The sequence below is a fragment of the Alcanivorax sp. MD8A genome (genome assembly GCF_002888555.1).
GTDB lineage: Bacteria > Pseudomonadota > Gammaproteobacteria > Pseudomonadales > Alcanivoracaceae > Alcanivorax.
This window is the reverse complement of record NZ_AQOQ01000019.1, coordinates 58,145-71,365: the sequence shown is the minus strand read 5'-3', so window position 1 is coordinate 71,365 and position 13,221 is coordinate 58,145. Positions and strand designations below refer to the sequence as shown.

13 protein-coding genes are annotated in these 13,221 nt (G+C 57.4%); 8 read left to right on the top strand and 5 right to left on the bottom strand.

Annotation, left to right across the window (positions count from 1 at the left end; translation table 11 throughout):
- Positions 1-191 precede the first annotated feature (191 nt).
- A complete protein-coding gene (locus A15D_RS11305; protein WP_102792015.1) occupies positions 192-1,979 on the bottom strand; it encodes an acyl-CoA dehydrogenase in 1,788 nt (595 codons plus the stop codon).
- 92 nt (positions 1,980-2,071) lie between these two features.
- Between A15D_RS11305 and A15D_RS11300 the strand changes: the two genes are divergently transcribed.
- The 3 genes from A15D_RS11300 to A15D_RS11290 all read left to right on the top strand — a co-directional run bounded on the left by A15D_RS11300 (position 2,072) and on the right by A15D_RS11290 (position 4,814).
- Positions 2,072-3,064, top strand: coding sequence for a GlxA family transcriptional regulator (locus A15D_RS11300; RefSeq protein ID WP_102792014.1), 993 nt, complete (start codon positions 2,072-2,074; stop codon positions 3,062-3,064).
- A 147-nt stretch (positions 3,065-3,211) separates the two neighbouring features.
- Positions 3,212-3,910, top strand: a complete 699-nt coding sequence (locus A15D_RS11295) for a response regulator transcription factor (RefSeq protein WP_102792023.1) — start codon at positions 3,212-3,214, stop codon at positions 3,908-3,910.
- A 70-nt stretch (positions 3,911-3,980) separates the two neighbouring features.
- Positions 3,981-4,814: a GAF domain-containing protein gene (locus A15D_RS11290; protein WP_233192205.1), complete on the top strand. Its 834-nt coding sequence runs from the start codon at positions 3,981-3,983 to the stop codon at positions 4,812-4,814.
- 6 nt (positions 4,815-4,820) lie between these two features.
- On the opposite strand, the gene A15D_RS11285 is transcribed toward A15D_RS11290, so the two are convergent.
- From A15D_RS11285 to A15D_RS11275, 3 genes are read right to left on the bottom strand one after another with little or no spacing between them, the layout of a single operon-like run.
- Positions 4,821-6,080 carry a HAMP domain-containing sensor histidine kinase gene (locus A15D_RS11285; protein WP_102792013.1) on the bottom strand — a complete coding sequence of 420 codons (1,260 nt, stop codon included), beginning with the start codon at positions 6,078-6,080 and terminating at the stop codon, positions 4,821-4,823.
- Between the two features lie 24 nt (positions 6,081-6,104).
- The gene (locus A15D_RS11280; protein ID WP_102792012.1) at positions 6,105-7,109 is read right to left on the bottom strand and encodes a cyclopropane-fatty-acyl-phospholipid synthase family protein; all 1,005 of its coding nucleotides are present in this window, start codon (positions 7,107-7,109) and stop codon (positions 6,105-6,107) included.
- Positions 7,106-7,876 (bottom strand): DUF1295 domain-containing protein, encoded by a 771-nt coding sequence (locus A15D_RS11275; RefSeq protein ID WP_102792011.1) that lies wholly within the window; start codon positions 7,874-7,876, stop codon positions 7,106-7,108. Before A15D_RS11275 ends, A15D_RS11280 begins: the two co-directional genes overlap by 4 nt.
- A 154-nt stretch (positions 7,877-8,030) precedes the next feature.
- Here A15D_RS11275 and A15D_RS11270 point away from each other — a divergent pair, with 154 nt between their 5' ends.
- The 4 genes from A15D_RS11270 (at position 8,031) to A15D_RS11255 (ending at position 11,325) form a co-directional block, all read left to right on the top strand.
- Entirely contained in the window at positions 8,031-8,594 is a 564-nt protein-coding gene (locus A15D_RS11270; protein WP_102792022.1) for a DUF2358 domain-containing protein, read from the top strand.
- Positions 8,576-9,091: a chalcone isomerase family protein gene (locus A15D_RS11265; RefSeq protein WP_102792010.1), complete on the top strand. Its 516-nt coding sequence runs from the start codon at positions 8,576-8,578 to the stop codon at positions 9,089-9,091. The genes A15D_RS11270 and A15D_RS11265 overlap by 19 nt, the downstream gene beginning before the upstream one ends.
- 74 nt (positions 9,092-9,165) lie before the next feature.
- Positions 9,166-9,960 carry a diguanylate cyclase gene (locus tag A15D_RS11260; protein ID WP_102792021.1) on the top strand — a complete coding sequence of 265 codons (795 nt, stop codon included), beginning with the start codon at positions 9,166-9,168 and terminating at the stop codon, positions 9,958-9,960.
- Positions 9,961-10,170: 210 nt separating this feature from the next.
- A complete protein-coding gene (locus tag A15D_RS11255) occupies positions 10,171-11,325 on the top strand; it encodes an OmpA family protein (RefSeq protein WP_102792009.1) in 1,155 nt (384 codons plus the stop codon).
- Positions 11,326-11,475: 150 nt separating this feature from the next.
- Here A15D_RS11255 and tadA read toward each other — a convergent pair whose 3' ends face one another.
- On the bottom strand, positions 11,476-11,940 hold the full coding sequence (gene tadA / locus A15D_RS11250; protein ID WP_022984411.1) for a tRNA adenosine(34) deaminase TadA: 465 nt from the start codon (positions 11,938-11,940) through the stop codon (positions 11,476-11,478).
- Between the two features lie 91 nt (positions 11,941-12,031).
- Here tadA and purT point away from each other — a divergent pair, with 91 nt between their 5' ends.
- Positions 12,032-13,213 (top strand): formate-dependent phosphoribosylglycinamide formyltransferase, encoded by a 1,182-nt coding sequence (gene purT / locus A15D_RS11245; protein WP_102792008.1) that lies wholly within the window; start codon positions 12,032-12,034, stop codon positions 13,211-13,213.
- Positions 13,214-13,221 lie beyond the last annotated feature (8 nt).

Below are 13,221 nucleotides of genomic sequence, written 5' to 3'. Positions count from 1 at the left end.
GCGCCGCGAGCGACGCTCCTACGGCAAACCGGGAGGAATCAGTCGGGCTTTTCCCTAAAATCCGCGAAGAACCAAAAAAAAGCCCCCGGAGGCCGGGGGCAGAAAATACCGTCATAGCTGTTTTGCTCACCGCGTGATGAGTTCTCCCGAGCCTGATGACGATAGGCACACAAGGTCGATTGCTATCACAATCAGAACCAGCGGCTGTCCATGTCCATGAAGGTGCTATCGGCATCAACCAGTCGTTGAGCGTCCAACTCCACACGGGGTAATTCCCACCGGAAGAAATAAGTGGCTGCCATCAGTTTTCCGTTGGCAAAGTCTTCATCTTCCGGGCGATCCAGTTTCACCGCAGCGTTGGCCTGACGTAGCCACATCCAGGCCGCGACGGTGTGTCCCACCAGCTGTAGATAGGCGTTACCGTTCGACAGGGCGACCCGCGGCCCTTTGTCGGCCATCAGTTTGCCGCTGGCTTGCGTCGCCGCCTGAATCTTCGGCAACATCGCTTGCAAGGCTGTCGCAAATGGCTTGCAGCGAGCATCTGAAGTGGCCTCGACATCGGCCATGATTTTACCTGCGAGCAGCTGCATGCCTTTGCCATTGGCCTGCCATACCTTGCGACCAAGCAAATCGAGACCATGAACGCCGGTGGTCCCTTCATGAATAGGGTTGAGACGGTTATCACGCCATACCTGTTCGACCGGATATTCGCGGGTATAACCGGCACCGCCAAACACCTGAATCGCCATATCGTTGGCTTTCAGTCCATATTCAGACGGCCAGGTTTTCAGCACGGGCGTCAGCAAATCCAGCAGCAATTCCGCATCGCGGGAGCTCTGCGCTTCGCCGCTTTCAATTTCATCCACCAGCCGATAACCGTAGAAGCTCATGGCCAGCGCCGCCTCGGCATAAGCCTTCTGCGTCAACAGCAACCGGCGCACATCGGCGTGCTCAATGATCGGCACCATGGGCTTGCTGAAATCGGCTGCATCCGGGTGCCGCCCTTGTAAGCGGTCACGGGCATAATCCAGGGCATAGCGGTAACCCCGGTAGCCCAGCAATGCGGCACCAAAACCAACGCCAACCCGCGCTTCATTCATCATCTGGAACATGTAACGCAGGCCTTGATGGGCCTCGCCTACCAGATAGCCATGACAGTCGTCGTTATCACCAAAGGTCAGTGCGGTGCTGGTGGTGCCACGGTAACCCAGTTTGTGGATCAGTCCGGCAAGAATGACATCATTGCGCGGCCCCGGGTTACCCTGCTCATCCAGCCGATACTTCGGCACCACGAACAGAGAAATACCCTTGACCCCTTCCGGGCCACCGGGAATTTTGGCCAGCACCAGGTGCACGATATTGTCTGCCAGCTCGTTTTCACCGCCGGAGATAAAAATCTTGTTGCCCTTCAAACGATAGCTGCCGTCGTCCTGCGGTACCGCGCGGGTACGAATATCGGCCAGCGACGAACCGGCGTGCGGTTCTGTCAGCGCCATGGTGCCGGTGAAACGGCCCTGCATCATGGGTTCGAGGTAGCGCGCCTTGAGGTCATCACTGGCAAAGTTACGAATCACATTGGCCGCCGCTGCGGTCAGAAACGCATAGGCCGTCGAGCTGGGGTTAACGCAGGTAAACATGCCCTTGCAGGCCGCAGCCGCAATATCAGGCAATTGCATGCCGCCTTCTTCAAAGCTGGCACGGGAAGAGAGAAAGCCCGCATCGATGTAGGCATCAAACGCCGCTTTCACTTCCGGGCGCATAACCACCTTGCCATCCACAAACTGCGGCTCTTCCTTGTCGGCAAGGCTGTTGTGATCGGCAAACTTTTCCCGCGCGAGTTTTTCGGCCGTATCCAGTGCCGCCTCGATAGTGTCACGGCTATGTTCGGCAAAACGCTCCCGTTCGAAAAGGGTGTCGGTATCCAGCACCTCGAACAACTGGAAGCGCAGATCGCGACGGTCCAGAATCACATCACTCACAACATCTCTCCCGTTTTTTCGACACAGCTTGCCATCCTGCCCTGCTCTCTGGCATTGTCGCCTATGACTAATTCATGGTGGAACACGACAGAATGTATCAAGTCGCCGTTTTGGCCTTCGATGGCGTTTTTGCCTCTGCACTCACCGGAGTGGTGGATCTCTTTACCCTTACCGGGGTGACCTGGAACCGTATCCATGGACAGCCTCTGGACCAGCAATTCCAGGTGCGAATCGTCTCCAAGGATGGTAATCCCGTGCGCTGTACGCCCTCCATCCGCATGGCCGTTGACGCCTCTATTGATCAGATCGACAAAGTGGATCTGGTGGTAATTCCAACCATTGGTGCACCGATAGAGCAAGTGCTTGAACAACAACGGGACGTATTGCCCTGGCTGCGCCGCATCCATGCCGCAGGTGCTGATCTGGCCAGCAATTGCACCGGCGCTTTTCTGCTGGCAGAAGCCGGCCTGCTGGACGACTGCACGGCCACCACCCATTGGGGGTTCAGTCAGCAATTCCGGCAACGCTATCCGCAAGTCAAACTCAATGAGCGCGAACTGATCACCCGCGAGGGCAATATTTTCTGTGCCGGTGGGGGGACAGCCTGGCGAGACCTGACCATTCTGCTGGTAGAACGCTATTGTGGGCCGGATCTGGCCAGGGAACTGTCCAGAGCATTCGTGATTGATGTGCGTAACGACCTGCAGAGTGTGTATGCCGGGCTTCCCGCTCACTCCTATCATCAGGACGAGCAAGTACAAACCGTGCAGGCCTGGATTCATGAACACTTTCGTGAATCCACGTCGCTGGCAGAGCTTGCCGAGAAAGTGCATCTCAGCCCCCGACAACTGCAGCGCCGCTTTACCAACACGCTTGGCGAGCCCCCTCTGCAATATTTGCAACGGGTACGCATTGAAGCCGCAAGAAAGATGCTGGAGCGCGGCACCAACAACCTGACCCAACTGGCAGAACAGGTGGGTTACCAGGATGTCAGCAGTTTTTCCCGCTTGTTCAAACGCCATACCGGCTTGTCGCCCAGCCACTACCGGCAACGTTTCGCACGCACGGGCAGCCTGACAGACTGAAACGCGTTCGTCAGAGACAGCTTGAGCCAGCCGCGACAGAGGCAGACACTGGATGCATGGCCTGTCGTTTCAATCATCCGCCGGCCATTATTGACGTGGCATTGACGCCCCTCACCGCACCATGAGATAAGAAAAGGAGTTGTGATGATGGAAAACTTGTCGATCCTGCTGGTGGAAGACCACCGACAACTGGCCCAAACGGTGCTGGAATTCCTTGAGCAGCAAGGCGCCAGCGTCGACTACGCGGGCGATACCCGGCTCGCCCGGGAGCTGGTTCAACAACATCATTACGATCTGATGCTGCTGGATGTCATGTTGCCGGGCGAGAGCGGGTTCCAGTTTTGTGAGGCTCTGCGCAAGGAGCTTTCACAGGACCTGCCGGTAATCTTCATGACCGCCCGGGATCAACTGGACGACAAGCTGGAAGGATTCAACAAGGGGGGGGATGACTACATCGTCAAACCCTTTGCCCTGCCTGAGCTGGCCGCCCGGGTCAGTGCGCAGATTCGCCGCCAACGGCGGGAAGTCACTGCCCATACCCTGCAGGTCGAAGATCTGGAGCTGGACCCTGGCCGGCAAGAAGCTCGTCGTGCCGGCCAGCTCCTGAAGCTCTCCCCTACCGCCTTCCGGATACTGCGTATTCTCATGCGCGAATCTCCCCGGGTGGTCAGTCGCGAGCAACTGGAGCGCGAGCTGTGGGGCGACCTGGTGCCAGACTCCGATGCCCTTCGCAGCCACCTCTACAATCTGCGCAAAGCCATGGACAAACCCTTTGCTCAGCCCCTGCTCAACACCATGCCCGGGGTCGGTTTCAGTATCCATGGAGCCAGTGGCAACCACCATTGATCCATCCTGCCCTTGCCCACCGGCTAATAGGTATCCACAATAGGGGGAAAACAATTTCCTCCTATTGCTTGTGAACGACTCAATTTCTCTGCCGAATTACAACAACATCCAGGGTCTGCTGGACGCCCACCTGGCGCAGCTACAGCAGCGCTTTGGCATGTCCATGTGGATGATCACCCGACTCCAGGGTGAAGAGCTGTTGATACTGCGTGTCCGGGACGGCACTTACGGCCTGCATCAGGGGCATCGCCTGGAGTGGCAAACCAGCTATTGCGTGCGCATGGTGGAGCTGGGCAACGCCAGAGTCGTCGCCGACACCGCGTTGAACCCGATTTACCAGGATGCTCCGATCAACGCGAACCTGTCCATCGGGGCCTACATTGGTTTGCCCCTTCTGGATGCACAACAGCAACTGTTTGGTACGCTCTGCGCGCTGGACCCTGAGCCTCAGCCGGAGGCGCTCGCAAACGCGCAGGAGGCACTTGAGCATGAGGCGGCACTGATCAGCCACTTGCTCAACAGTGCAGTACGAGATGCCCGCCAGCAACGGCTGACCACATTTATCGAGCACCCCGACCGTTGCGACCTGACAGGTTTGCCGGGCCCCAAAGGCTGGGACGATATTCTTCAGCAGGAACTGGGTAACACCCGCGATCTGGGTATGCAATCCTCCGTATTGCAGTTGCAAGGACCGGAAGAGGCAGACAGCGAGATCATCGCCGATTCCCTGGCTGCCTTGCTGCGCGAGCAGGACAGTGTGGCCCATCTGGGTGACAACCGTTTTGCGATTCTTCTGGCCGACACCGACCACCGCAATGCTCAACGTGCCGCAGACCGAATCCGGGACGCACTGAACGCCAAGCAGCTACTGGTGCGGCTCCAGCACCGGGCACTCACCGCCTGATTGACGCTAAAAAGCGACGCGTACCTGGGTACCCTTACCCGGTGCGCTCGCCACCATGACCTGCCAGCCATAGCGTTCACACAACCGATGTACGATCGCCAACCCCAATCCGTGTCCGCCTTCGTCGCTATTGCCTCTTTCGAACGGTCGCAACATGCGCTCCAGCTCCTGCTGATCCATTCCCACGCCTGAGTCAGCCACCTGTACGGCCCCCTTCAGGATGACAATATCGACCTCGCCGGAACCACTGTAGTTAATCGCATTGCGAACCAGGTTGGTCAGCACGATGCCCAACGCCGCTTCCGGGCAATCCACCGACGTTAGCGCTTTCTGCCGCACCTGCAGGCGGATCTGCTTGCGCTCCGCCAGCGGAGACAGCCGCTCCATCAGATTGACCGCCATATCATTGACGATCACAGGCTCACTCTTCTGATCTATTTGCTCTGTCCGGGCAAGCATCAGCAAGGTTTCCAGAGTGGCCTCCATATCCTCCACCGTGTCCGCCATCCGGCTGATCACCGGCCGTTCTCCGACCTGACTTTCCAGCAACTCAAGGTTCGCCCTGAAAACCGCCAACGGCGTACGCAACTCATGGCTGGCATCACGGGTAAACTGACGCTCGCGTTCGACAAACGACACCAGGCGATCGGCATAGGCTTCCAGCGCCGAGACCAACACCGCGACTTCACTGTCATTGTCCGCTTGAATATCTGCCAGCTCCGGTCGCGCCACACTGGGGGTATCCACTGGCGTTTGCCGAAGACGGTCCGCCAACAGGACCAGCGGTGACAACAGCTCACGGGATTTCTTCCAGCCAAGGAACGAAGTGATGTAGATCACCAGCAGCACCCCGGTGAGCGGCAGGATACCGAACAGGAAGGCGAGCACCGACACACGCCGCTCGTCGAACACCAGATAAAGCCGCGACGACCCTCGGCTTTCGATGTAAACAATGGGACGTTCACCGGCCAGGTCCACCCGCTGGTAACCATCCGCTAATGACGACAGGACTTCCGGCACCGAATCATTCACCGTGTCGCTGGTCAACAACCCCAACAGATGCCGGGTATTGGGGCGAGGCTGCTCAGGATTACCGTCAAGCAACGCCCAGTAATGATCGGCTTCCTTGATCAGCGCCTGTTTCACCAGCACGTGCTCGATAATGTTGGCCGTCGCCCAGACGCCCATCACCGTAGCCACACTGATCAACAACAGCTGAATCAGGTACACACGGGTAAGACGATGCTGAACACCAGAACGCTTCATGCAAAATCACTGAACGGATTGTTGTTATTGCGGCCTACAGAAACGGTAATGGGCCACAAACCACTCTTCTCCACCACGATAGTTAAACAATTCTGCACATGCCATGAAAAACATGCGCCAGCGCTGCAACCAGACTTTGCCCTGGCCGGGGCCATAGCATTCATCCAGCAGCGGGACCAACGTCTCCTGTCGCAAGTCTGCCAGTGCCAGCCAGGCTTCCAGCGTCTTGCCGTAATGCTCGCCGTTGACCGCCCAGCGCTCATCCAGACTCAGTTTCCCTGCGCATTCAGGCAACCAGTCCCAACCGGGCATCATGCCACCGGTAAAAAAATAGCGGCTCATCCAGTCTTGCTCACCCTGATCTTCAAACAGGTAGGTCAATTCGCGATGACAGAAGACATGAACAAATAACTTGCCGCCGGGGCGAAGCCATTCATGAATTCGGGATAACAGCGTGGCATGGTTGCGCATGTGCTCGAACATCTCCACGGACACCACCCGGTCAAACTGCTGTTCCGGTGCAAGGGTCGCCACATCCGCGGTAATGACGTTGAGATTGGCCAGCCCCCGCTCCTGCGCCCGCGCAAGAATAAACGCCCGCTGAGAAGCAGAGTTCGACACCGCAGTAATCTTGCTGTCCGGGTAATGCGCGGCCATCCACAGGGTCAACGAGCCCCAACCGCATCCGAGCTCAAGGATGTCCTGACCGGGTGCCAGCTGCGCACGCTCACAAGTCAACGCCAGCATCGCCGCTTCGGCTTGCGCAAGATCAGTGTCATCCGCAGGCCAATAGCCACTGGAATACTTGAGGTGAGGCCCCAGCACCTGCTGGTAAAACCGGGCATCCACCTCGTAGTGCTGCTCATTGGCGGCATCCTGATCCACCGCGACCGGTGCCGTGGTGAGCACCTCGGTATTCGTCTGTTGCTGTTGTTGCTCCTGCAGCAAACGACGCGCAAGCAAGCGCCGAATGCCAAACCGAACCAACCCATCCGGCAGCCAACCGGATTCCGCCATCTGAATCATCATGAGCCTGGTCTCCAGGGAAAAAAGGCACTGGTTGTGCGTTGATAGTCACGGTAATCCTCACCGCGGGATTTGATGGCCTGTTTTTCGGTATAGGGAATCCCGGTGACAAACCACAAGAAGCAGAACATGGCCACAGGCAGAAGCCATAGAACCCCTGCCGAATGGGCACCCATCGCCACCAGGGGATAGCCACACCAATGCAGCCATTCGAAGAAATAATTCGGGTGCCGGGAATAACGCCAGAGCCCTTCCCTGCACGTCTTTGAGTCACTGTTGGGGCGCTGCTTGAAACGCCTGAGCTGCGCATCGGCAATGGATTCACCAAGGATGGCCGTCATGCCAATCAGCAATCCGGCAACCACCATCGTCATACTCGCCATTTGCTGGTCGCCAATCACACTGAACGGCAACGAAAACAACCAGGCCAGCAGCCCCTGCCCGAGAAAAAACAGCAGCAATACCGGCTGCGCACGCGCCCCCAAGGCGGCACGCATGGCCGCATAGCGCCCATCTTCCGCCGGTTCGGCACGAACCCGACTAAAAATGTGCCCTCCAAGCCGTAATGACCAGGTCAGCAGCATGACCCCGGCCACGACCCTGGGAAGCAGCGCCCCTGACCCTGTTACCAGGTACAGAAGCCCGCAGAGTCCTGTCGCCCAGGCCCAGAACACATCTACCCAGCCGGCATTACCGCTCTTGTACTGCTGTAGCCACAACAATGCGGCGACAGACAGCAACACCAGCAGGGTTACTGCTTCAAACTCCACGTACCGTCTCCCTGGTTTCCCATTGCCCGCCGTAGGGGGAAGGGGTTTCTAAATCATCACGTCTGTTCAAGATCGAGAGTGCCCAGATGGCCGTCAATGTGTTGTGAACCCGTCTTCACGATGCTCTCACTGCAGCACAGGGATGCTGATCGCCATGAAACGATTCGTACCACTCATTCTTGTGTCAGTCACCGCTCTTGGGGCTTGCCAGACAACCCCGAAGGGGCCCTACGGGTATACTGACAATTACCTCGCGGCTGAGGCATCGATCACCGGCAGTCCCGGCTGCCATCGCGAGGCCGTGGATCGCTTCATTTCCCTTTACAACCCGCTGAACGAAGAAACGATCAAGCAGCAGGTCGACTCCGTCTACGCCGAGTCCCTGTATTTCAATGACACCCTGGTAACGCTGACAGATCGCACCACCCTCCGTCAGCACCTGATCGGTACCGCCAGCCGCCTGGACCACATGTCGCTGGAAGTGCGTCAGGTACTGTGCAGCGACACCAATACAGATGTGTTTGTGCTATGGCAGATGGAGGCCATCTTTTCTGTGCTTGGCCGAAGTCGGCTGTCACGCACCATTGGCATCAGCCAGTTGCGCTTTAACCGCGATGGTCTGATTCACTTTCACCAGGATTTCTGGGACAGCAGTCAGGGGCTGGACCAGCATCTGCCGGTATTGGGGCCCCCAACACGATGGCTACGCGACCACTGACCCGAATCGTGATGCTTGCCCTGATACTGGGCAGCCACACCACTGCTCAAGCTGATGACACCTGGCAGGCGTGCCACCAGGCAGACGTTAAGGCCTTACGCGTGTTCACCGTGGGCGAAGCCATTCTGTTGCGCAAGAACTGCCAGGCCAGCGACCTGCTGACCCCCCCAGTAAAGCTGGAATTTGCCTATTTCAGGGAGGTACCGGGTGATGCCTTTGCCAAGGCGGCCATGCACTACCTGGAAAAGAACCTGACGAAGGACACCTTTACTGCCCTCTCCCCTCGTCTGGAAGCCTTCAACCAACATTATCGGGACGTCAGCGATGGCGACCGCTACGCCCTGATCTGGCAACAGCAACAGCTTGAGCTCTATCTTAATGACACCCTGCTGACTCACGAAACGGGCGACACCTTTGCCCGTCATTACCTGCAGATCTGGTTTGGCAACACCCCTTATTCCCGCTCACTCAAACAGGACCTGCTGGGAGCACGCTGAACCGGTTGCGCGCTTCGCTGGCAACCCGGATACTGGCCAAAAAAAGCATCATCTGTTTCGGGGATTCTGCACTCATGGCCAAGCTGTTTCAGGTCGTCGCCGCCTCATCGCGGCAGACCAACCGTAATGACCGCCTTGCTGCTTTCAAGGGCACCGCCGCCATGACCGCTATTTCCGTACTGGTTTCTCTGGTACTGACCAGCATCGCCATCATGCTGGTGGGTGAGCGGGACTGGCTATCCGGCCTGGTTCTGGCCACCGCCCTGCCCATACTGCTACTCACGCCTCCGCTTTACCTTTTCAGTACCCGGCTGATAGCCCTGGATCGGCAAAACCGTCAACTTCAGCAACTGGCTCGGGAAGATCACCTGACCGGCCTGTTCAATCGGCCTCATCTGCTGGGCATGCTGGAGAGGGAGTTGGCTCTCAGCCATCGCCATGACTACACCGTCTCCGTGCTGTTGATTGAAATCAGCGATTTCTCCAACCTGCTGGATGAACACGGCCGCCGGACTGGCGAACAGGCGTTGCAACGCTTTGCCGATGCCATTCGAGAAAAGATCAGGGAAAGCGACTTGTTTGGGCGTTTTGATGGCGCGCAATTTCTTCTGGTGCTGCCCCATACCAGCTTTGATGACGCAGCCCGTATGGGCGAAGGGCTTCGCGCCCTGACCGCCAACCTGCAAATTCCCTCTACAGCCGGTAACGCTACTGCCCTGCCGGTCAAAATCAGTGCCAAAATCGGCGCTGCAAGCACTGAAAACAGTGGCCGCAATCTCAACACCCTGCTTAACGAAGCGGATTATGCGCTCTATCAAAACCGCAACGAGGGTCGTGACAAGGCCCCTTCACACTCAGCCCCTGCCTGAGAGTTTTCTTTTTTTGGCCAATACTATTTCATTACTCATTGCTCGCACTTTCTAACTAAAATCACCATTAACTGCGCGTAACCGGTTACTTTATTACCATCTTTGTAAATTTTTTTATTAATCTTTCCTTGCAGGATTTACTTAAGCGTTTGACTGGCAAAGACTTATCACGTGTTTGCACTGCCAATTGCATAATCAAGGAAGGAGCTTATGAGCGCTAAACGTTTTCTGGCAGCCAGTATTGCTTGCGCATCTGTTGCCGCCGCCCCCGTGGTAATGGCTGAGGACATGCCTGAGCGTTACTTTTACTTCGGTGGCCACATCAGTGAAAACTGGGTGGACATCGGTGACCACTACGACTCCAACACCTCCGATAACGAAACCACGCTTCCCGGTGCCCAGTTGGGTTATCGCTTCAACCGTGACTGGTCTTTCCAGGGCTGGTGGGAACGTAACAATTCCAATACCGTCTACGCTGGCGATTCCGACATGAGCATTGCCCAGGGTGCGCTTCGCAAGCACTTCTATGGCAGCTCCGCCTTCGAACCCTACGTGGGTCTGGGTGCCGGTGAAGTCAAGTTTGAGCAAAATGGCGGTCCTGAAGTTGCGGTTGAAACCATCGGTACCATCGAAGGCGGTTTCCAAACCCTGCTGCACCCGCATTTCATCCTGGATGTGGGCGCACGTCCCTACTACAGCTTTGATAACGAGCGCTGGGATGCCGAAATCTATGCCGGTCTGAACTTCCTCATCGGCGCCAGCCGTACGGAGAAAGAAGAGCCCGCGCCCGTCGAAGATGTTGTCACCGACAGCGATGGAGACGGTGTACCGGATGATCGTGATCAGTGCGCCAGCACTCCAGCAGGTGCTCAGGTCGACGCAACCGGTTGCGAGCTGGACGATGACGGCGACGGCGTTGTAAACAGCATGGATCAGTGCCCGGACACCCCAGCTGGCGCCCTGATTGATGAGAAGGGCTGTCAGCAGTATCTGGACAAAGACGTCAAGAAAACGCTGTATGTTGAGTTCGGCTTGGATAAGGCTGAGGTTCGTCAGACCTCCTACTCCGATCTGGAGCTGCTGGCTGATGAAATGACTCAATATCCTTCTGCCCAGCTGGTGCTGGAAGGCCATACGGATAGCACAGGTGCGGCGAGCTACAACAAGAAGCTCTCCAAGCAGCGTGCGGATGCGGTGAAAAAAGTGCTTGTAGAAAACTACAACATTGATGAAACCCGCATTTCCACCGTTGGCTACGGCGAAGAGAAGCCCATCGCCGATAACAACACCAGCGAAGGTCGTGCCCAGAACCGTCGGGTTGAGACCATCCTGAAGGCCACTACCCAGGAAGCCCAGTTCCAGTAAGGCATCCTTCGGGTACTAAAAAGGGTCGGCTATGCCGACCCTTTTTTATTGGACCCGTCCGGAATAACGTTGACGCATTCCCGTCCTGACTTGGCAAACCTTTATCAGGAAGCAACCGCTCCTGCAGGGCTGACGTTGCAATTGAGCACGCTAGCCTGCGTTTTTCTTTCCTCGCCGCTGGGCAAAAAACTGCTTCAACATAACCGCGCTTTCTTCCTTCAACAGCCCTCCCTCCACAACCATCCTGTGGTTATAGAATTCCACTGTTGGCAAATGCAGCTGGCTTTCACAAACGCCTGCACGTGGTTCACTGGCCGCGTAGACAAGCCGTGCGACACGGGCGTGGACCATGGCACCGAAGCACATGGTGCAGGGCTCCAGCGTGACATAAAGGGTGCTTCCCGGCAGGCGGTAGTTTTGTTCAGCGGTCGCTGCCGCCCGCAGGGCCATGATTTCTGCATGCGCGGTCGGGTCATGGCCTGCGATAGGTTGATTGTACCCTTCACCCAACACGATCCCTTCACGCACCAACACCGCCCCGACCGGCACTTCCCCCGCCGCGGCAGCCTGCCCTGCCAGCACCAACGCCCTTTCCATCCAGCGGTTATCGTCCACCTGACTCTCTCCTGCCTACGCTCATGAGTAGCACCTGCGGTTCAATTCGTTACAATCAGCCCAACACTGTATGCCCTGACAAGAGAATCCTATGACCACCATCGGCACGCCTAACACCGACACTGCCACCCGCATCATGCTGCTGGGCTCCGGCGAACTGGGTCGCGAAGTGGCCATTGAGCTGATCCGCTATGGCTGTGAAGTTATCGCCGTGGATCGCTACGCCAATGCCCCTGCCATGCAGGTAGCTCACCGCAGCCATGTTATCAATATGCTTGATGGCCAAGCCCTGCGCCAACTGGTTGAGCAGGAAAAGCCGGCCCTGATCGTACCTGAGATCGAAGCCATTGCCACCGATGAACTGGTCAAGCTGGAGCAGGAAGGCGTCACTGTTGTGCCCACTGCCCGGGCAGCGCAACTGACCATGAACCGTGAGGGCATCCGCCGTCTGGCAGCAGAGGAACTGGGGCTGCCCACCTCCCCCTATCATTTTGCCGACACCCTGGAAGACTACCGCAAGGCGGTTGAGGATATCGGGCTTCCTTGTGTGGTCAAGCCAGTGATGAGCTCCTCTGGCAAAGGCCAGAGCACTGTGAAAAGCGAGTCCGATATTCAGGTCGCATGGGACTATGCCCAGTCGGGAGGCCGCGCAGGCGAAGGTCGGGTGATTGTTGAAGGCTTTGTGGACTTCGATTACGAAATCACGCTACTGACGGTTCGCCATCGTGATGGCACCACCTACTGCGCCCCCATTGGGCACCGTCAGGAAAATGGCGATTACCAGGAATCCTGGCAACCGCAGCCCATGAGTGATGCGGCCTTGTCCGCCTCCCAGCAAGTGGCCGGCGCGATTACCGAAGCCCTGGGCGGCATGGGCATCTTCGGCGTGGAGCTGTTTATCAAGGGTGACCAGGTCTACTTCAGCGAAGTGTCGCCCCGCCCCCATGACACCGGCCTGGTCACCCTGCTGTCCCAGAATCTGTCGGAGTTTGCCCTGCACGCCCGCGCCATTCTTGGCTTGCCCGTCGCCAATATCGACCAACGCGGCCCTGCTGCCTCCTCCGTGTTGCTGGTACGTGGGGATTCTGAACAGATGCGTTACAGCGGACTTGAAAAAGCCCTGGCGCAACCCGACACAGAAGTGCGACTGTTCAGCAAACCCGAGGTCCATGGCAGTCGCCGTTTAGGGGTGGCCGTGGCACTCGGCGACGATATCGAACAGGCCCGTGACAAGGCCAACGCGGCCATCGCCGCCCTGAATGTGGAATTGTGAACCGAGGA